This is a genomic window from Acidaminococcus nyctereutis (assembly GCF_052216985.1).
In the GTDB taxonomy this organism is placed as follows: Bacteria; Bacillota; Negativicutes; order Acidaminococcales; family Acidaminococcaceae; genus Acidaminococcus; species Acidaminococcus fermentans_A.
The window spans coordinates 1-18144 of record NZ_JBQOUY010000030.1; the positions used below are offsets into that span (position 1 = coordinate 1).

The 18144-nt window shown below is 54.2% G+C and carries 16 protein-coding genes, 4 tRNA genes and 1 pseudogene; 5 read left to right on the forward strand and 16 right to left on the reverse strand.

The window, feature by feature from the left end; translation table 11 throughout:
- Positions 1 to 243: 243 nt before the first annotated feature.
- On the reverse strand, positions 244 to 1764 hold the full coding sequence (locus ACTUHY_RS11065) for a hypothetical protein (RefSeq protein ID WP_442827760.1): 1521 nt from the start codon (positions 1762 to 1764) through the stop codon (positions 244 to 246).
- An 11-nt stretch (positions 1765 to 1775) separates the two neighbouring features.
- On the reverse strand, positions 1776 to 2651 hold the full coding sequence (locus ACTUHY_RS11070; RefSeq protein ID WP_442827761.1) for a DUF2971 domain-containing protein: 876 nt from the start codon (positions 2649 to 2651) through the stop codon (positions 1776 to 1778).
- Between the two features lie 219 nt (positions 2652 to 2870).
- Between ACTUHY_RS11070 and ACTUHY_RS11075 the strand changes: the two genes are divergently transcribed.
- The gene (locus ACTUHY_RS11075; protein ID WP_442827762.1) at positions 2871 to 3581 is read left to right on the forward strand and encodes a LytR/AlgR family response regulator transcription factor; all 711 of its coding nucleotides are present in this window, start codon (positions 2871 to 2873) and stop codon (positions 3579 to 3581) included.
- 43 nt (positions 3582 to 3624) lie between these two features.
- On the opposite strand, the gene ACTUHY_RS11080 is transcribed toward ACTUHY_RS11075, so the two are convergent.
- From ACTUHY_RS11080 to ACTUHY_RS11090, 3 genes are read right to left on the reverse strand one after another with little or no spacing between them, the layout of a single operon-like run.
- On the reverse strand, positions 3625 to 5016 hold the full coding sequence (locus tag ACTUHY_RS11080; RefSeq protein ID WP_442827763.1) for an NAD(P)/FAD-dependent oxidoreductase: 1392 nt from the start codon (positions 5014 to 5016) through the stop codon (positions 3625 to 3627).
- Complete coding sequence (locus ACTUHY_RS11085; RefSeq protein ID WP_442827764.1) at positions 5013 to 5972, reverse strand: serine hydrolase; 960 nt, start codon at positions 5970 to 5972, stop codon at positions 5013 to 5015. Before ACTUHY_RS11085 ends, ACTUHY_RS11080 begins: the two co-directional genes overlap by 4 nt.
- Positions 5969 to 6649 (reverse strand): M48 family metallopeptidase, encoded by a 681-nt coding sequence (locus tag ACTUHY_RS11090; protein WP_442827765.1) that lies wholly within the window; start codon positions 6647 to 6649, stop codon positions 5969 to 5971. Before ACTUHY_RS11090 ends, ACTUHY_RS11085 begins: the two co-directional genes overlap by 4 nt.
- A gap of 84 nt (positions 6650 to 6733) precedes the next feature.
- On the opposite strand from ACTUHY_RS11090, the gene ACTUHY_RS11095 reads away from it, so the two are divergent.
- Both ACTUHY_RS11095 and ACTUHY_RS11100 read left to right on the forward strand, forming a co-directional pair.
- Entirely contained in the window at positions 6734 to 8032 is a 1299-nt protein-coding gene (locus ACTUHY_RS11095; protein WP_278673921.1) for an HlyC/CorC family transporter, read from the forward strand.
- Positions 8033 to 8048: 16 nt separating this feature from the next.
- On the forward strand, positions 8049 to 8579 hold the full coding sequence (locus ACTUHY_RS11100) for a cysteine hydrolase family protein (protein WP_442827766.1): 531 nt from the start codon (positions 8049 to 8051) through the stop codon (positions 8577 to 8579).
- A gap of 184 nt (positions 8580 to 8763) precedes the next feature.
- On the opposite strand, the gene ACTUHY_RS11105 is transcribed toward ACTUHY_RS11100, so the two are convergent.
- The 6 genes from ACTUHY_RS11105 to ACTUHY_RS11130 form a co-directional block, all read right to left on the reverse strand.
- Positions 8764 to 9255, reverse strand: coding sequence for a GNAT family N-acetyltransferase (locus ACTUHY_RS11105; RefSeq protein WP_442827767.1), 492 nt, complete (start codon positions 9253 to 9255; stop codon positions 8764 to 8766).
- 66 nt (positions 9256 to 9321) lie between these two features.
- Positions 9322 to 9405: transfer RNA gene (locus tag ACTUHY_RS11110), tRNA-Leu, on the reverse strand.
- Positions 9406 to 9422: 17 nt separating this feature from the next.
- Positions 9423 to 9498: transfer RNA gene (locus ACTUHY_RS11115), tRNA-Lys, on the reverse strand.
- Positions 9499 to 9501: 3 nt separating this feature from the next.
- Positions 9502 to 9577: transfer RNA gene (locus ACTUHY_RS11120), tRNA-Gln, on the reverse strand.
- A gap of 18 nt (positions 9578 to 9595) precedes the next feature.
- Positions 9596 to 9671: transfer RNA gene (locus tag ACTUHY_RS11125), tRNA-His, on the reverse strand.
- 87 nt (positions 9672 to 9758) lie between these two features.
- Positions 9759 to 10187, reverse strand: a complete 429-nt coding sequence (locus ACTUHY_RS11130; RefSeq protein ID WP_278676100.1) for a HutP family protein — start codon at positions 10185 to 10187, stop codon at positions 9759 to 9761.
- A 118-nt stretch (positions 10188 to 10305) separates the two neighbouring features.
- Here ACTUHY_RS11130 and ACTUHY_RS11135 point away from each other — a divergent pair, with 118 nt between their 5' ends.
- On the forward strand, positions 10306 to 10536 hold the full coding sequence (locus tag ACTUHY_RS11135; protein ID WP_442827768.1) for a hypothetical protein: 231 nt from the start codon (positions 10306 to 10308) through the stop codon (positions 10534 to 10536).
- A 238-nt stretch (positions 10537 to 10774) separates the two neighbouring features.
- Here ACTUHY_RS11135 and ACTUHY_RS11140 read toward each other — a convergent pair.
- From ACTUHY_RS11140 to cdaA, 5 genes and pseudogenes are all read right to left on the reverse strand, one after another.
- Positions 10775 to 11982, reverse strand: a pseudogene (locus ACTUHY_RS11140) (NADP-dependent isocitrate dehydrogenase).
- A 198-nt stretch (positions 11983 to 12180) separates the two neighbouring features.
- Complete coding sequence (locus ACTUHY_RS11145) at positions 12181 to 13110, reverse strand: manganese-dependent inorganic pyrophosphatase (RefSeq protein ID WP_442827769.1); 930 nt, start codon at positions 13108 to 13110, stop codon at positions 12181 to 12183.
- Between the two features lie 202 nt (positions 13111 to 13312).
- On the reverse strand, positions 13313 to 14914 hold the full coding sequence (locus ACTUHY_RS11150) for an NAD(P)/FAD-dependent oxidoreductase (protein WP_442827770.1): 1602 nt from the start codon (positions 14912 to 14914) through the stop codon (positions 13313 to 13315).
- Entirely contained in the window at positions 14895 to 15863 is a 969-nt protein-coding gene (locus tag ACTUHY_RS11155) for a CdaR family protein (protein ID WP_442827771.1), read from the reverse strand. Before ACTUHY_RS11155 ends, ACTUHY_RS11150 begins: the two co-directional genes overlap by 20 nt.
- Positions 15850 to 16719, reverse strand: coding sequence for a diadenylate cyclase CdaA (gene cdaA / locus ACTUHY_RS11160; protein WP_278675183.1), 870 nt, complete (start codon positions 16717 to 16719; stop codon positions 15850 to 15852). The genes ACTUHY_RS11155 and cdaA overlap by 14 nt, the downstream gene beginning before the upstream one ends.
- 163 nt (positions 16720 to 16882) lie before the next feature.
- Here cdaA and ACTUHY_RS11165 point away from each other — a divergent pair, with 163 nt between their 5' ends.
- Entirely contained in the window at positions 16883 to 18139 is a 1257-nt protein-coding gene (locus tag ACTUHY_RS11165; RefSeq protein ID WP_442827772.1) for a M20 metallopeptidase family protein, read from the forward strand.
- Positions 18140 to 18144 lie beyond the last annotated feature (5 nt).

Here is an 18144-nt window from a genome sequence, read left to right on the forward strand (position 1 = left end):
GACTCGATCTCATCACCGTAAAGGTGACTTGACCCGCACATCTGTCAACAATATTCAGTTCTCAAAGTTCGTCTCGCTGCCTCAGCGACAGCTATTACATATTAGCAGATTTCCATATCTTTGTCAACAACTTTTTTCTTTCTCTGTTTCAGTTGAAACAGTCCGCCGCTGCAAAGGGCATTGTCTGCTGCTTTCTCAGTGAGAAAGCTTGTATAGTATAACAAAGATGGGAAAAGCTGTCAACTACTTTAACAGCTTCTCCGCTTTTTCTTTTACATCCGGGTTCTCTTCCTGGAGCAGCAATTTTTCCACTCCCTCCCGGATTTCCCCACTGAGCTGGTACCCCAGGTCTTTCCACTGGGCCAGGATCTCCAGGGCGGTATTTCGGTTCATCAGGGCCGGGGACTGGAGAGCCGTGAGGAAGAGCTTCTCGCCGGTGCCCGGGAATCCGTACATCTGGCTGAGGATCCGGTTCAGGTCCATATAGACTCCGTTCAGCTGTTCCTGGAGAGAAATTTCCCCCTCCTTTTTCTCTCTAAAAGCCTTTGTAAAGCCGGGGATCAGTGCTTCATACAGTTCCATCACATGATGGTCATGGTGCCTGTCCCCGGTGAGAGCATAGGGCAGCAGGTCTACATGATCCAGGGGGGCCTGGAGCACCAGTTCCACTGCCTGCTGGGCATAGGGCAGGTCCAGGGTCCGGGCCATTTCAAAGCCCTCCCCTTTTTTCATGGCTTGCTGGATAGTCTGGGCACAGGCAAAGGACAGGAGCAGCTTGCCGCAGGCCTGTTTCACTGTTTCCTGTTCCTTTCCGCTGAGCCGGTTCTGGGCATACTGGAGGATATGGAGGATCACCTGATACTCTTCCAGTTCTTTTTCCTGTTCTTCACAGTGCCGGAGAAATTCCGTCAGCAGCTTCACGGGCTGCTGGATCCGGGAAATCCCGGGCACTGGTTCATCCACCAGCAGGGCATCCACCAGGGCTTCCGCCCCTTCGAAGGCTTTGGACGTCAAGGTGGGCTGTTCCAGTGCCCCTACCAGGTCCACATTGTCAGCCAGGAGCCAGGCCGTATATTCCGGGTTCACATCATTGTCCCAGCCTTCTTCCAGCATCCACTGGCGGATCTGGACAGTCCGAGGATCCAGATATTCCAGGGCGGCGATCCGTCCCCAGCCATACACTTGCCGGACAATCTGCCAGATTTCCTCCTGTCCATCTTCCCATTGGAGGAAATTCCGCACACAGAACAGGGTGAATTCATTGCATTTGGCCAGGAGACGGATTTCGTCTGCCAGTCCTTTTTCCTGGTACAGGTCGAAAAATTCCAAGAGGCTCAGGGCGAATTTGATGATTTCGCTCTGGTCCGCTTCCTGGAGCAGCTGGTCAGCGAACCAGATCAGAGGTTCCGGATCCAGGGTATCCCGATGGTCATCGATCCATTGCTGGACAGAGGTCACATAGGCATTCATCAGGTGTCCTTCTTCATCACTGAAGAAAGCCTTCAGCTCCTGGACTGCCCGGTCGTATTCTCCCGCCACGGCCTGACGGAGCACATCCAGCAATTCGGGGCTTTCCTCTTGGCCCTTGTCCAAGCCCGTGATGCTCCCTTCCATGAACCCGTCGCAATAGTAAAATCCCTGTTCTGTCCCTGCCGGATCCAGAGCCTGCCGAAGGGAAAAGTCCCGAGGCAGCCGTCCCCGTTCATCCAGGGCGTCGTAGAGGATCTCCAGCACAGAAGGGGAGGTAAAAGCAAAATTCTGCATATGTATTCTCCTTATCGATAGGAACTCCTAGATATCTTCAGCTGGATGTTCCGGTCATCATATCCATTGGCGGCCAGGAACATCTTCAAGATATCCAGTTGTTCTTTCATTTCATTTTTCGGGCCCAGGACAATTTCCCGGACACTGCTTTTTGCAAAAGGCATTTCTGTATAAGGGACAAGCCGGCCCGGTTCCGGACGGAAATGGATCTGCCGGTAGGCTTTCCGGTTGCCTGCCGCCATATTCCCCTCGGCATCTTTCAGTAAGACAGGGAGCCACAGCGCCCGGAGCTCCTTTTCCGAAGCGAAACTAGCATCCTTGCAGTAAAACCGTAGGGAAGAAAACGCTGCATCGTCTGCAATGGCCCGGCGGATTTCCCGTTCGTTCAAATGTTTTCCACGGGTAAGGCGCATCCGGATCCAGTTCTGGGCCAGGGAAAGGAACTGGTCTCCACTGCCCTCCTGCATATAGATGACCTTCTTCAGATAGTATTTATTGGCAAAATCCGCATTCAGATGGACGGTGGAACAATCGAAATCCATCTCCCGGGAAGAAAATCCGATAGCGAACCCCTGTCCGTCATCGGCATAGGAGCGCCATTGAGGCAGGATATCCCCCTCTTCCGAAAAGCATCCTAGATAGATGAAGCAGGCCGAATGGCGATAGTACAAGTCCCGGGCCGTCTCCATCTGTCCCTGTTGGATTTCACCATCTTCCACAAGTCCTGCCAGAGCCCGTTCGAAGACAGGATCCAGCATCCGATTCTCCCAGGCATCATTGGTAAAAGAAGCTTCCGTCAGCCAAAGACATTGGTTCCGTAAAATATTGAAAAATCCGCTGGTCGAACAATAGTGATAAATCATCCGGTCTTCCTGGCAAGTCGACATGGTGTGCGCCCCTTCTCTCTCAGCCATATCCTGTATCGGACCGGCCGAGCATGATTCACTGTCAGTATTATACCGTAACCTGGAGAAAAATGCTTGCAAAAACTTTACTCATCCATGGAGGATGCACAAATTAAAATAATATTCTGCCTTTTGTGAAGATTTATGATATACTATACAAGTGTCAACTTTTAAAAATATATAAGAACGGAGGATTCCATCATGTTCCATATTGCCCTATGTGACAATGACCGTACCTGTATCGCGCAGCTCACCCACTATATCCATCAACTGCCGCACCCCACTGATGCTATGAAGATCTACTCTTTTTCCAATGGCAAGGCCTTGATCGAAACCTGCCGCCGCAAGATCCATTTCAACCTGGTCGTCTTGGGGGCTTTCCAGGGGGAACATCTCCATCTAAAAATCGCCCGGGCACTGCGCCACTATGATTCTTTCGTGCCCATTATGGTCATTTCCAACGATATCCAAGATTCTTTAGCAGGGTATGAAATCCCTTTGTACCGCTATTATCACAGATCCGTGGCCCCTTTTCTCTTCCAACGAGATCTGCAGCAGTTGATGGGCAGCCATTCCTATCCCCAAAACCGTTCCTATCTGTTCAGCAACTGGGAAGGGCTGCATCATGTCTTGCTGAAAGAGATCCTCTATTTCAAATCCGAAGGATCCAGGATCCTGTTGGCGACCCAACAGGGCTGTTTTATCTATCGGGAGTCTATCAAAGCATTGGAAGTCCGCCTCCAGCGGTACAATTTCCTGAGGATCCACCGGAGCTATATGGTGAACCTCCACTGGATCCGCAACATCCGGGGAGAAGAAGTGACCTTGCTGAACGGAAGGATCCTCCCGTTGGCCAAACATCGCTCCAAGATGCTGCGGGAAAGCATGGTCCGCCGGTTGGGGCAGATATGAAAAGGGAGTGCTGCACGTTATGTGCAACACCCCCCTGTAATTTTTACTTTTGCTTCATTCTCTCCCCGATGATCCTGGCCACATACACGCCGCTGGCACTGGCCTGGCTCAGGCCCCGGGTGATGCCGGCGCCATCTCCGATGGCGAAGAAATTCGGCAGTTTCGTCTCCAACTGGTCATCCAGCTCCAGCCGGGAACTGTAGAACTTCACTTCTACCCCATACAGAAGGGTATCGTCATTGGCCGTCCCTGGAGCCACCTTATCCAGAGCATAGATCATTTCGATGATGTTGTCCAGGTGCCGTTTGGGCAGCACCAGGCTCAGATCCCCCGGCACTGCATTGAGAGTGGGCCGCAGGAAGCTCTGTCCCAGCCGGTGGGCATTGGTCCGCCGGCCTTTGATCAGGTCTCCGAAACGCTGGACCAGGACCCCTCCTCCCAGCATATTGGACAGCGAAGCAATGTGTTTGCCATAGCGGTGGGGTTCTTTAAAGGGTTCCGTGAACCGGTTGCTCACTAAAAGAGCAAAATTGGTATTGCCGCTATTCTTTTTGGGATCGCTGAAGCTGTGGCCGTTGACAGTGACGATACCGTCGGTGTTTTCTGCCACCACGTAACCATTGGGATTCATGCAGAAGGTCCGTACCCGGTCGCCATATCCCTTGGTCCGGTACACCAGCTTAGCTTCATAGACTTCATCTGTGATTTCCTGGAAGACAGCAGCCGGCACTTCCACCCGGACACCCACGTCCACCTGGTTGTTGGTGAGTTCCAGGCCCAGGGCCTCACACTGATCCGAAAACCATTCGGCTCCCGCCCGGCCCGGAGCTCCGATCAGGTACGTGCACAGGATGCTTTCTTCCCGGTCTTTCAGCATCACCTCGTATCCTTCCTGGCAGGGGCGGAAGGATTCTACCTGGGTATCGCACTGGATCTCGATGCCCTGTTCCAGCAGGAACCGGTAGATGCTGGCCATCAGCTTTCGGTTATTGTCCGTACCCAGATGGCGGACCTTGGCATTCAGGAGGTGCAGATCGACCCCTAACGCTTTCCGCCCGATTTTACAATTTTTGGTGGAGTAGACTTCTCCGGGAGCTCCGTGTTTCAAGTTGATCCCGTCTACATAATCGATCAGTTCCATCACCGTTTTCTTGGGGATGTAATCACTGAGCCATCCGCCGAATTCTGTGGTGAAGTTGTATTTCCCATCAGAAAACGCCCCGGCTCCTCCAAAGCCCCGCATGATGCTGCAAGGGGTGCAGCGGACACATTTTTCTACTTTTCCAGCAATGATAGGACAGTTCCGGAAATCGATGGCATGGCCTTCTTCCAGGATCATGACTTTCACTTCAGGATATTTCAGGACAAATTCATAGGCAGCATAAATAGAAGCCGGGCCGCCGCCGATAATGGCCACATCGACTTTTTTCTTCATTTCTTGAACACCTCTTTGTCATTGACTGTATTGAATATGATTGAAGAGATCTGGTTGATGGTCTTCCGGCTTTCTTCCGGCCGCACGGCTTTATCCATCAAGATGGCCAGCACATATTTTTCCTTGCCGTAAATGATGCCAGCAGATCCCAGTACAGCTCCCCGCTCGGACTGGAGTCCGGCGATTTTGGCCTTTTTGGGCAGCAACGCCCCCAGCATGTCCCGGGCCGGCTGTTTCCGGAGCAGGCCCACTAGATAGCCATCCTGTTTGGGGGAAACACATTTCCCCTCATACAGCCGTGTCAAAAGGGTCACCAGATCATTCACAGAAGTATAGCTGAGTTGGCGTTTCTCCTGGGGAGCCAGGGCGTCTTCCCCATTTTCCCCTAAAGGCAGCTGATGGGTCCCGATCACGGTATCCGCATACCCTTGTTTGGCCAGCCAGCCATTCAGATCCTCCCGCCCCGCAATCCAGATCAGTTTGTACAAAGCTGTGGCGTCATTCTGGAGGAGCATATCTTCCAGCAGGTTCCGTACCGTCAGGCGGCTGCCCACCGGCAGTTTCCCCAGAGCTGGACTGTCTGGGCGGAAATCTTTTTCCCGCAGGGTATAGACTTCCTCCAAAGACAGGTCCTTGTCTTCCACCTGTTTCAGTACGCCTGCTGCTACGTAAAGACGCACCATATCCCCCGCTGGCATTTTTCCCGAATAATTATAGAACACATCGTCATTCTCCAGAGAATGGTAATAGACGGAACAGGCAGCCCCGCTCTGGGCGATGACATTGTTCAGATAATCATAGGGCAGTTTTGTATCCTGGGAATGGACTGTCTGTGCCTGCTGGGCCTGCTGCTGCTGTTCCAGGTATTTGGGGCTCCGATGGAGCAGCGTCAGGGACACCACTCCCACTACGACCAAAGCGATGAAACAAAGGAGAATTTTTTTGTTAATGCTCATAATGTACTCATGACCTTTCTATGGACCTTCAGCCACTTCTCCCGTTCCCGGTAATCTGGCAGGATCCGGGCAACAGAGAGCCAGAAGGCTTTGTTATGGGACATGTTCCGGATATGGCAGAGTTCATGGACCACCACATAGGCGATGACTTCCCGGGGGCAGAACACCAGGGGCCAGGAAAACCCCAGTTCTCCCTTATAGTTGCAGTACCCCCATCGGGACCGGGCCCGGCTGCATTTTACCACCGGAAAGGGCAGCTGCATCTGGGCTGCATACTGACCCACCTGTTCCCGCAGCACCTTTCCCAGCTGACCGCTCAGGAAACGGACCAGCGTTTCCCGATTTTCTTCCCGGCCCATCACAAGAAGGCTTTCCCCCTTTTCCAGGGCAAAGCCTTTGCCAGGCCGGATCCGCAGCGTGCAGGGTTTGCCGAACAACAGGAAGGATTCGCCGTCCACAAGCTGCAAGGTATGGTGTTCTGCCTGTTCCCGACGGACCCTGTCCTGGGCACCTGTGATCCACTTTTCTTTTTTTGCCACCACCCGTACCAGTTCCTGCTGGGAAATCCCATAGGGGACCCGCAGCACCAGGGTACCATCCTCCCTCACTTCGAAGCCGATGCTCCGTCGGAAGGACTGGATGATCCGGGCCTGTTTCAGTATCGATTCAGTAACCATAGCTTTCCTATTATAGCATAGAACATTGACCGCTGTCATACTTTCTCCTATAATAACATTAATATATGGAGGAAGTGTAATAAAATGGATGATTTGCAGATCCCCACATCAGCTCTGACGCTGATCCTTCTTGTCTTCATTTCCTTTTCGGCCTTTTTTTCTGCTTCAGAAACAGCCTTGACCGGTTCCAACAAACTGCGGCTGAAGAACCAGGCCAAAAGCGGCAACCGGAAAGCCCAGCGGGCTCTGCGGCTGCTGGAGCATTTCGATGATGCCCTGTCCACCATCCTGATCGGGAACAACGTGGTGAATATCGCCACGGCTTCCCTGGCTGCAGCCGTATCCACCGCAGCTTTCGGCACTTCCGGTCTGGCTCTGGCTACGGTGTTCACCACCATCGTGATCCTCATTTTTGGAGAGATCATTCCGAAAAGTGTAGCCAGCGATGCTCCGGAAAAATATTCTATGGACTGTTCCCGGCTGCTCAGTGTGCTGGTGATCCTGTTCACCCCGCTGAATTTCCTTTTCCGGCTGATGAAGTCCGCCTTCAACCATTGCCTGCGCAAAAAGGTGTCCCGCAAGTATGCTACAGAAGATGAACTGCTGCTGATGGTGGATGAAGTGGAAAGCGGAGGCGGCATCAACAAACAGGACAGCCAGCTGATCAAGAGCGCCATTGAGTTCAGCGATATCCGGGTGCGGGAAATCATGACTCCCCGGGTAGATATGGTAGCCATGGATATTTCGGAAGGGAAGGAAGAAGCCCTGAAATTATTCAGCGGCCACGGTTTTTCCAGGCTGCCCGTATTCAAAGATGATTACAGTGAAATCATCGGTGTCCTCCACGCTAAAGATTTCTTTGCAGCCTATCTCCAGGATCCCCATTTCGACCTGAAGAAGCAGATCAAGAAAGCAGCCCTGGTCCATCAGTCCACCAAGATTTCCCGGGTTCTGAAGACCCTGCAGGAGGCCAAAGTAGAAATGGCCATGGTCATGGACAGTTATGGCACGGTCCGAGGCCTGGTGACTACGGAAGATATTGTAGAAGAATTGGTAGGTGAAATCTGGGATGAACACGACAAGGCCGTCTCTTCGTTCCGGAAACTGGGCAAGAACCGGTACCTGGTTTCCTGCTCTTCCAATTCCCAGAATGCCAACTTGTTCGATCTGTTCAAATATCTGGACCTGGATATCGACGAGTACGGCTTGGAAAACAATTCCATCAGCGGCTGGGTGGTAGATACCTTGGAAACCATTCCCAAAAAAGGAGATACCTTCGACTGCCGGAACCTCCATGTGACCGTGACCCAGGCCAACGAACACCGGGTCCAGGAGATCATCGTAGAAGTGCGGCCGGAGAAGAAAGATAAGAGTGAAGAGTGAAAGGATGGGATGTTTTATGGAAAACCGTTTTTTGATTGTGGTGGATATGCAGAATGATTTTGTAGGGGGCAGCCTGGGTTCGGAAGCGGCCCAAGCTATCACCCTGAATGTATTGAAAAAAGTGGCCCACTTTCCAGGCAAAGTGATTTTCACCCAGGATACCCATGGCAGCGATTATCTGGAAACCCAAGAAGGCCGCTGTCTCCCGGTCGAACACTGCATCAAAGGGACACCGGGCTGGCGGCTGATCCCAGGTCTGGAAAAACTCCAGCAGGAGCACCACTGGCCGGTGATCCAGAAGCCCTGTTTCGGTTCTTGGAAGCTGGCAGAGGAACTCCGGCAGATCAACCAGGCCCGTCCCATCCAAAGCATTGAACTGATCGGCCTCTGCACTGATATCTGTGTAGTCAGCAATGCCCTGCTGCTGAAGGCGGCCCTGCCGGAAGTGGAGATCCGAGTAGACAGCCGCTGCTGTGCCGGAGTTACCCCAGAAAGCCACCAGGCAGTCCTGGACACGATGAAGAGCTGTCAGATCATCGTAGAATAAAAAAGTAGGGGCTGTGAAAAAATGAGGATTCATTTTTTCACAGCCCCTACTTTGTCACTGGCCAAAAGAAAAGCATAGTCCTATTTTTTATTCGAAAGAACCCGTCTGCCACGGGTTCTTTCCATCGGCCAGTGACAAGAGACTAGTGACCGGGGGGTGAATTTTTTACACCCCCGCTCTGCTATTATTTCCGGTTGAAGGTCAGACGCATCTGATGCCACACCACATCCCCGTGGGTGGAATCAGAGATCCCTTCATCTACGAAACCGAATTTGGCGTAATAATGGACCAGGCGGTCCTTGCAGGTGAGCACCACTCCCTGCCGTCCCTGTTCCTGGGCCGCATCGATGAATTTTTCCAGCACCTGGCTGGCCAGCCCCTGTTTCCGGCGGTGGGGATCCGTATCCACCCCGAAAATCATCTGCCAGGCACCGTCTTCCTGGTGCATGTCCGCTTTTTCATACATCTCATCGGTCAGGTCCGGCTGATCGGTCACCAGGCCGTTTACAAAAGACACAAGCTGATCCCCGTCCCACAGCAGGAAAAAGTGATCGGGATAGGCCTTCACTCGATCTGCAATGGATTTCCTGGTTGCCGCTTCTGCTTGAGGGAAGCAAGTGGCTTCCAGATTGGCGATGGCGTCCACATCCTGGGATTTTGCACAGCGAATTTCCATATTGTTTTCCTCCGATTGGTAAAGGGCTGTTGCCTATGCAACAGCCCTTTGTGTTCTCTATTTTATTGGTGCGGCTGACAGGACTTGAACCTGCACGTCGAAGACACCAGATCCTAAGTCTGGCGCGTCTGCCAATTCCGCCACAGCCGCCTTTTAGATATAAAAAATGGTGATCCACCCGGGACTCGAACCCGGGACACCCTGATTAAAAGTCAGGTGCTCTACCAACTGAGCTAGTGAATCACTTGGCTGGGGCAGCTGGACTCGAACCAACGCATGCGGGAGTCAAAGTCCCGTGCCTTACCGACTTGGCTATGCCCCAAAAAAGATAAAAAAAATATGGGGTGGATAGTGGGGATCGAACCCACGCGTGCCGGAGCCACAATCCGGTGTGTTAACCGCTTCACCATATCCACCATATTTCTTTATCGTCATCCGACGACTCACTTATTCTAGCATAGACACATGAAAAGTGTCAAGGGGATTTTTTTCTAAAAAATGGTTCAGTCGATACCGGCTAAGCTCCGATGGGCCAGTGCGACGCCCAGTTCATTCAGATTCAGCACGCCCACACTCATATAAACGGCTACACAAAGGTGCTCTCCATAACGGGCTACCCCGATTTTCCCTCCTACATTGAATCCGATGGCCTTGGTCATCATCTGTTCCAGAGCTTCATGAGCGGCCCCGGCTACCGTACCCGCTCCCACATGAGAATCCGTGACGATATTCTGCCGTTCTGCTGCTACCACAGCCCGCTCCACGATTTTTTTGATGGAAGGAAGGAATTCTCCGCCAAAATCCACAGCGGCGGCCCGGAATCCCTGCGCTTTCAATTTTTCCTTCAGCCGGTCTTCTTCTTCCCGGGTGGCCGTCAATGCCATCCACAAAGCGGCACGTCCCACATCGATACTGGCAATGGGTTTGTTCATGATACCACATTCCTTTCCTACAGAATCTGCCCCATCATTATACCAAAGATTCCCTTGTCAGGGAATGTCATAGCTGATAGAATGGATGAATATGAACGAGGAGAAGGAGGTACATCCTATGTCCGTCATCATGGCCGAAGAGCTCCGTGCCGGTCTCGTTTTAGGAGACCGGGACAATGACCAATATCTCTACATGCCCGGGAGCGAAATCGGCAGCGACGATCCCCTGTGCATCTTCGAAGAGCACGGGACCAAAACTGACCTGCACCTGGCTGAAGCCGTGGAACTGGCCAAACGCCTGACCCTGAAGCCCACAGAACACCCGGTATACGGAAAAAGAGCCTATTGAAAAAAGGGGCTGTTGCATAAGCAACGGCCCCCTTTGGTCGCGGATCGCGAGCCAAGGGTCGCGAGCTTGGACGTTTAATCCGTTTGTTGTTTTTCTATAGGATGGTAGGACCAAATCGGTCGGAATCTGCAAAACCGGATTTTTGCTCTGCATCAACAAGCCCGCGACTCGCGACCCGTGACCCGAGACTCCAAATTCGAGACCGTGTTGCTGCACAGAACGTGCAGCAACACCTTTTTTACCTCTCTTCCAGCCGTTCCCGGATTGCTTCCAGGAATTCCTCACTGTTGACCTTTTTCTTGCTCGGCAAGGTGGATACGACCATCAGATCCCCGGTCATGATCCCTTCTTCCAGGGTCTGGAGGGTGCCCTTTTCCAGACGGTCCGCAAAATCCACCAGATCCTTGAGGCCGTCTAGCTGACCCCGTTTCCGCAGAGCCCCCGTCCAGGCAAACAGGGTGGCCACCGGGTTGGTAGAAGTCTTTTCACCCTTCAGATACCGGTAGTAATGGCGCTGTACGGTACCGTGGGCCGCTTCATATTCATAGCAGCCATCCGGAGACACCAGCACAGAGGTCATCATAGCCAGGCTGCCGAAGGCGGTGGCCATCATGTCGCTCATCACGTCCCCGTCGTAATTCTTGCAGGCCCAGATCATGCCCCTTGGGACCGGACTACCCGGGCCACCACATCGTCGATCAGGGTATAGAAATATTCGATGCCAGCAGCTTCGAATTTTTCTTTGTATGCAGTATCATAGATTTCCTGGAAAATATCCTTGAACCGGTGGTCATAGATTTTAGACACCGTATCCTTGGTAGCGAACCACAGGTCTTCCTTCTGTTCCAGAGCATAGTTAAAGCAGGACCGGGCAAAATTACGGATGGATTTGTCCGTGTTATAGACCCCTTGGACAATCCCCGCATCCTGGAAGTCCATAATGGTCCGGCGGATTTCTTTCCCATCCGCCCCTGTGACCACCAGTTCTGCCTTAGCCGGACCTTCCACTCGTATTTCCGAATTTTTGTAAATGTCTCCGTAGGCGTGCCGGGCAATGGTGATGGGTTTTTCCCAGGTAGGGATCAGCGGCCGGATGCCCTTCACCATAATGGGTTTCCGGAACACCGTCCCGTCCAGGATGGCCCGGATGGTACCATTGGGGCTGGCCCACATCTTCTTCAGCTCATATTCCTTCACCCGGGCCGCATTGGCCGTAATGGTAGCACATTTCACCGCCACCCCGTACTTTTTGGTAGCCAGGGCCGAATCAACGGTCACCTGGTCATCCGTGTCGTCCCGGTGCTTCATACCTAGGTCATAATATTCCGTCTTCAGATCCACATAAGGAAGGATCAGGATATCCTTGATCATCTTCCACAGGATCCGAGTCATTTCATCCCCATCCATTTCCACCAGCGGGGTCTTCATTAGGATTTTCTCAGCCATAAGAAAGCGCTCCTTTCCACTTGTTAGACCAACCTGTTTTTATCTGCATCATACCATAGAAACAGCCAAGGGAAAAATACGAAAAAAAACAGGACAGGTATCGGATATTTTTATGGGGAACAGGGGTTGGGTGAATAAATATTTAAAGTTCATCGTTAAAGAGGGGCTGTTGCATACGCAACAGCCCCTCTTCTTTCCTTATCCCTTGAACGCATCCGTCAGCGGCGGTACGATCTGTTTTTTCCGGGACAGCACCTTGGGCAGGTGGTAATGCCCGTCGGCTTCGGCTTTGCCGAAGGCCTTGTCCAGGATGTCCTGGTTCTTCCCGGCCCACAGCAGTTCGGTGACTTCGTCCATGATGTCGGTGACCATCAGCAGGCTGGTGTCGGCTTCCCCGCCGTCCACCATGGACTGGAGAGCCTTCTGGAGTTCCGGCCATTTGGCTTTGGCAGCTTCTCCATTCATCACGTTTACCTGAGCCACAGTGACTTTCCCCTGAGGGAAGTCGAATTCTTTCATATCTCCATGGCAGATTTCTTCAGCAGTCATGGAGTTGATGGCAGAACCAGCCTGGAGCATCTCCAGGGCATAGGCTTGAGGATCAGCGAGGCCGGCGATCTTGGCCAGGGCACCGGCAGCCTCCTTGTCCTTTTCCGTGGTGGTAGGGGACTTGAAATACAGCGTATCAGAACTGATGGCGGAGAACAACAGCCCGGCGATTTCCTTCGGCAGGGTCAAGTTGTTTTCTACCGCCACATTGTACAGGATGGTGGCGGTGCAGCCCACCGGCTGCATCCGGACGAACAGGGGATTGGAAGTGACGATGCCCCCCAGCCGGTGATGGTCGATGATTTCCACCAGATCCGCCTTGTCCAGTCCGTCCACAGCCTGGCTCAGTTCATTGTGGTCCACCAGGATGATCTTCTGGCCTTCTTCCACCTTTTCCACCAGTTCAGGAGCGTCCACTTCCCAGTGATCCAGCACAAAGCGGGTTTCCGGGTTCACATTGCCAGCCCGGCAGGCGGTGACCTTTTCCCCCAGCTGGGTCTTGATCCAGGTATAGCTCAGAGCAGAGCAAATGGAGTCCGTATCCGGGTTCTTATGCCCGGTGATGATGATATTTTCCATAAAAGCATCTCCTTGTATTTTACTTGAACTGATATATTATAACATAGTCTTGGGAACCCATGGAAGCAAAACGCCACAGGCATCTTGCATTGAATAGAAATGCAGCCTTCGGCTGCGTTTTCCATCGAAGGAACCTGCAGCCCGGGTTCCTTCGTCCAGTGACCATAGACCAGTGACGGTGTGGCTGCCCCGCAGCCGCACCCTATGCCTCCGGCGGCGCAAACCTTCCCATCAGCCGTCTGGCCTGATGGTACCCATCCATGGCAGCACTCATGATACCTCCGGCGTATCCGGCTCCTTCTCCCGTAGGATACAACCCCCGGCAGTTCACCGACTGACCGTCCTCTCTCCGGAGGATCCGCACAGGAGCCGAGGTCCGGGTCTCCACTCCGATCATCAGCCCCCGGGTGCTGAACCCAGGAAGCTTCCGTTCAAAATCAGCCAGCCCGTGCTCCAGGGACTCGGTCACAAAGTCTGGCAGGATCTTCCGCAAGTCTGCCGGGACCAGCCCCGGCCGGTAGCTGGGATGGAAGCTCACTTTCAGATCCGGTGCCGTCTTTTCCACAAAGCTCCGGCTGCTCTGGGCCGGGGCCCGGTAATCCCGGCTCACCTGCCAGGCCAGCTGCTCGTACTTCCGCTGGAATTCCATGCCGCCCAAAGGCCCGGCTGGGAAGTCCCCCGGATCTACGCTCACAACCAGGGCGCTGTTGGCCAGCCCCGTATCCCGCTTGAAGGGACTCATGCCGTTGACCACCAGCCCTCCCTGTTCCGAAGCAGAGGCTACCACTTGGCCACCCGGACACATGCAGAAAGAATATACCGCCCGTCCAGTTTCCTTGTCGTGGTAGATCAATGCGTAATCTGCCGCTCCCAATTTGGGATGGCCGGCGAACTTCCCATACTGGGCCCGATTGATCAAGGCCTGCTCGTGCTCGATCCGTACCCCCACCGCAAAGGCCTTGGCCTCCAGATGGACGGACCGTTTCAGCAGGGTCTCATAGGTATCCCGGGCGCTGTGGCCGCAGGCCAGGATCACTCCATTGGTGTCCAGCCACTCCCAGCCGTTCAGTTCCACTCCAGTCAGCCCCCGCTCCGGGTCCACCCGGAAATCCGTCACCTGGGTCTCATACCGGATCTCGCCCCCGGCCTTTTTGATCCGGCTGATCAGCCCGGTGACCATGAGCCGCAGTTTGTCCGTGCCTACATGGGGTTTCTGTTCCGTGAGAATCTCTTCCGGTGCCCCTGCTTCCACAAAGGTCCGGAGCAGATGACCCATAATGGGATCGTTGATCCGGGTAGTCAGCTTCCCGTCGGAAAAGGTCCCGGCGCCCCCGGCTCCAAACTGCACATTGCTCACTGGATCCAGCTTCCCGGTCTTCCAGAAGGTTTCCACATCCTTCACCCGGTGCTGCAGATCCCGGCCCCGTTCCACCACCAGGGGAGCGTACCCGTGCCGTGCCAGTTCCAGGGCCGCCACCAGTCCCGCCGGCCCCAGACCGATCACCACCGGCCGTCCCATGAATTTTTCCGTCCCCAGCACCGGAGCTGGTTCCGGTTTCTCCTCCCACAGGCTCACCTGAGGATCCCGGAGCAGCCGATCCATTACCCCGGCAGCTGCTTCCACCTGGGCCCGCACATGGTACACCAGGCAGATGCTGCTTTTCCGCCGGGCATCCACGGCTTTCCGGATCACTTGGACCTGCCGGATGGCCCGGGGGGCCAGATGGTACTTTTTCCCGATGGTCTGCTCCAGGGTATGGCTGCTGTCCAGCCCCACCCGGAGGTTATTGATTCTGATTTCCACTGGCTTTGCCATCCTGCTGTTCCGTTCCTTTCCGCAAGGTGATTTCTACAATGACACTATGCTGATCCGCCAGCACCTGATCCGGGATCTGGAGCGGCATCTTCAGTTCCACGTCACTGGTAATGTTGTTGAGGACGATGGGAGCGGTGAGGATTTCCCGGATGCCGCCCAGCACCTTGGGTTCCGCCGTCAGCCGTACACTGTCCGGAGTGATCTTCACACTCTTGATGGAGACCCCGTCCGGCAGTTTCCCGGACATATTGGCCTTCACCGGAAAGTCATTGGTCCCCAGCTGACGCACGATGGTCACCGTGGTCTTGATCTTCCCAGGCACCACTTTTACGTCATACATTTCCCGTCCGGTCCGGTCCACTGCCACCGCAGTGGCTTCTGTGGAGAAATTCCGGTCGTGGTGGCTGATATCCACCATCACCAGCACCTTATCCACTTGGGAAATCCGCCCGCTGGCGCCTTTGATGGTCACCTGAGTCGGTGCCAGATCCATCTGGCTTACCGTGACCCCGCTGTTGGGGACACCTACGATCCTGGGTTCCAGAGTCATGGTCTTTTCCGCCAGGGAATCGGTTTCCAGCTGGAGCAAGCTGGGATTCACTTCCGCCACTTCTCCCACTTTCACCGTAGCCTGGACGTTGTAGGTATTCCGTCCCTTAGGGGCATCCGTAAAATCGATGAAGGCCTTGATATCCCCTTCCCGGAGCACGGCGATCTGGGACCGAGTGCCGCTGACCTTCACATTGACGGTTTCCGGCAGGTCTTTCACCACCATGTCTTCTGCCAAGTTCTGGGCCGTCAGAGGCACCTGGAAAGTCTTGGTGGTAATAGGGTTCTGTTCGTTCATCACATAGACCCACAGGATACAGGCACAGACCACGGACATGATCCGCATCAGCCAGGAGTTCCGGTTGGGGTTCTGGTTATTTTTCACCATGGCTGCTGCCTCCCTTCTGGTCCTCAGAGGATGTGTGTTTCTTCCCCAGCTTGGCCAGTATGGTGTCCTTCCAGTTCAGCATGGGAGTCTTCATCACCGGCCGCAGCAGGTCCTTCACATCCCCGTGTGTCAAGTACCGCTGGAGGGCACCGCCCCGGGCCAGGGAAATGGTCCCGGTTTCTTCGCTGACCACCAGCACCAGAGCATCGGTCTGTTCCGAAAGACCGATGGCTGCCCGGTGCCTCGTCCCCAGTTCCTGGCTCAGATTCCGGGCTTCCGTCAGAGGCAGCAGGCAGCTGGCTGCCGCGATCCGATCCCCCCGGATGATCACAGCCCCGTCATGGAGAGGCGTATTGGGAATGAAGATATTTTCGAACAGAGCCGTACTGATCAGCCCGTCGATGGGAATCCCGGTTTCGATGTAGTCGTCCAGCCCGGTTTCCCGTTCGAAAACCATCAGGGCCCCGATCTTGTTCCGGCTCAGGTCGTCGGCGGTGGTGGCCACCGCTTCCAGCATGTTTTCCACCTGGAGTTCATTGAGCACCGTGCTCCGGCGGAACAGTTTTCCCCGGCCGATCTGTTCCAGGGCCCGGCGGAGTTCCGGCTGGAACACCACAGGCAGAGCGAACATCACTACGGTCATGAATTTTTCCAGGATCCAGTTGATCACATATAGGTTCAGCCATTTGCTGATCAGCATGATCACCAGCAGCATCAAAAGCCCTTTCACCAGGGATGCCGCCCGGGTGTTCTTCAGCATCTGATACAGTTTATTCAGGAAAAACGCCACCACCAGGATGTCGATCACATCCAGCATGGTCACGGTGTGGAGCAAACCAAGGACATGTCCTCCCATACTTCAGCCTCCTTATTGTGTGGTTTTCTTCTATCCATTTCATTGCAGGGCAGAAAAAGTCACACATATAATATTATAATTATACGCTGAAGTCGAAAAAATGACAATCATCCGTGGTATACTAGGAGCAAATCGCAATTTCCACAGAGAAAGGAACCTGCCTATGAATATCCTTGCACTGGCCAAAGCGGAATATCCTGAAACAGTGCGGCTGCGCCGTCATTTCCATGAAAACCCGGAACTGAGCTGCCGGGAAGTGCATACCATCGCCTTTCTGGAAGCCTATCTGAAAGAGTTGGGGATTCCCACTGTCAACGTACCTGACGGGGGACTTTTGGGGATCATCGATAGCGGAAAACCCGGGAAGACCCTGCTGATGCGGGCCGACACCGACGCTCTCCCCATTGCCGAAAGCCCGGAAAACCTAAAGGAAAGAAAAGTCTGCCTTTCCCATGTGCCCGGAGTCTCCCACGCCTGCGGCCACGATGGCCACATGGCCATGCTGCTCACCGCCGGCCGGATCCTGACGGCCCACAAAGAGGCTTTTGCCGGCAAAGTGGTACTCTGCTTCGAGCGGGGCGAAGAAGAAAGCGGGGACATCCAGAACCTGCTCCCCTACATCGTGAAGGAATCAGGTCTCACCATCGACGGCTGCTATGCCACCCATGTGCGCTGGGACCTGCCGGCAGGCAAAGTATCCATCACCCCGGGAGCCGTCATGGGAGGCGGCTGTTCCTTTGTGATCCGGCTGAAAGGCACCTTCGGCCACGGAGCCCGGCCCGACCTGGCCAACAACCCCATGGACTGCTTCGCCGCCCTATACCAGCAGCTGAACGAATTCCGCCAGCGGAAGGTGAATCCTTTTGAGTGCCTGACCTTCTCCCTGGGCTTCGTCCACAGCGGAGAAAAGTACAATGTGATTCCGGAGGACCTGACCTTTGGAGGCACGGCCCGGTTCTTCAGCTATGAAAAGGCAGGGAAGCCCTTTGAAGATTTCCTGAAAAAGGCCCTGGTCGGCAACGCGGCCATCTACAACTGTGAAGCAGAGATCCTGCACATGCCCGAAGCCCTGTTTGAAGCCCGGAACAATCCAGCCTGCGCCCAGCTGGGACGGAAGGCAGTGGAAGAAGACCTGGGCCCCGATGTCCTCCAGGATCTCCAGCCCTGGATGGCCTCCGAATCCTTCGCCCTGTTCCTCCAGGAATATCCGGGAGTACTGGCCTTCACCGGCATCGCCAACCCTGACAAGGGCTGCGGAGCCAACCACCATACCCCGGAATTTGACATGGACGAAAAAGGCCTCATGACCGGAGCCGCCATGGGCGTGGCCTACGCCCTGGCCTTCCTGAACACCGACTTCGACCCAAAATTCATCCCCAACCCAGAACCCGTGGAACGGCTGGCAAAACGTAATGTGTAAAAACG

What these genes read in the sequence shown, in the direction of transcription:
- ACTUHY_RS11155 (WP_442827771.1), bottom strand. Translation starts at nt 15,863, where the DNA reads ATGGTGAAAAATAACCAGAACCCCAACCGGAACTCCTGGCTGATGCGG.
- ACTUHY_RS11105 (WP_442827767.1), bottom strand. Translation starts at nt 9,255, where the DNA reads ATGGAAATTCGCTGTGCAAAATCCCAGGATGTGGACGCCATCGCCAAT.
- ACTUHY_RS11090 (WP_442827765.1), bottom strand. Translation starts at nt 6,649, where the DNA reads ATGGTTACTGAATCGATACTGAAACAGGCCCGGATCATCCAGTCCTTC.
- ACTUHY_RS11100 (WP_442827766.1), top strand. Translation starts at nt 8,049, where the DNA reads ATGGAAAACCGTTTTTTGATTGTGGTGGATATGCAGAATGATTTTGTA.
- ACTUHY_RS11085 (WP_442827764.1), bottom strand. Translation starts at nt 5,972, where the DNA reads ATGAGCATTAACAAAAAAATTCTCCTTTGTTTCATCGCTTTGGTCGTA.
- ACTUHY_RS11145 (WP_442827769.1), bottom strand. Translation starts at nt 13,110, where the DNA reads ATGGAAAATATCATCATCACCGGGCATAAGAACCCGGATACGGACTCC.
- cdaA (WP_278675183.1), bottom strand. Translation starts at nt 16,719, where the DNA reads ATGGGAGGACATGTCCTTGGTTTGCTCCACACCGTGACCATGCTGGAT.
- ACTUHY_RS11165 (WP_442827772.1), top strand. Translation starts at nt 16,883, where the DNA reads ATGAATATCCTTGCACTGGCCAAAGCGGAATATCCTGAAACAGTGCGG.
- ACTUHY_RS11065 (WP_442827760.1), bottom strand. Translation starts at nt 1,764, where the DNA reads ATGCAGAATTTTGCTTTTACCTCCCCTTCTGTGCTGGAGATCCTCTAC.
- ACTUHY_RS11095 (WP_278673921.1), top strand. Translation starts at nt 6,734, where the DNA reads ATGGATGATTTGCAGATCCCCACATCAGCTCTGACGCTGATCCTTCTT.
- ACTUHY_RS11075 (WP_442827762.1), top strand. Translation starts at nt 2,871, where the DNA reads ATGTTCCATATTGCCCTATGTGACAATGACCGTACCTGTATCGCGCAG.
- ACTUHY_RS11070 (WP_442827761.1), bottom strand. Translation starts at nt 2,651, where the DNA reads ATGTCGACTTGCCAGGAAGACCGGATGATTTATCACTATTGTTCGACC.
- ACTUHY_RS11130 (WP_278676100.1), bottom strand. Translation starts at nt 10,187, where the DNA reads ATGAACAAACCCATTGCCAGTATCGATGTGGGACGTGCCGCTTTGTGG.
- ACTUHY_RS11080 (WP_442827763.1), bottom strand. Translation starts at nt 5,016, where the DNA reads ATGAAGAAAAAAGTCGATGTGGCCATTATCGGCGGCGGCCCGGCTTCT.
- ACTUHY_RS11135 (WP_442827768.1), top strand. Translation starts at nt 10,306, where the DNA reads ATGTCCGTCATCATGGCCGAAGAGCTCCGTGCCGGTCTCGTTTTAGGA.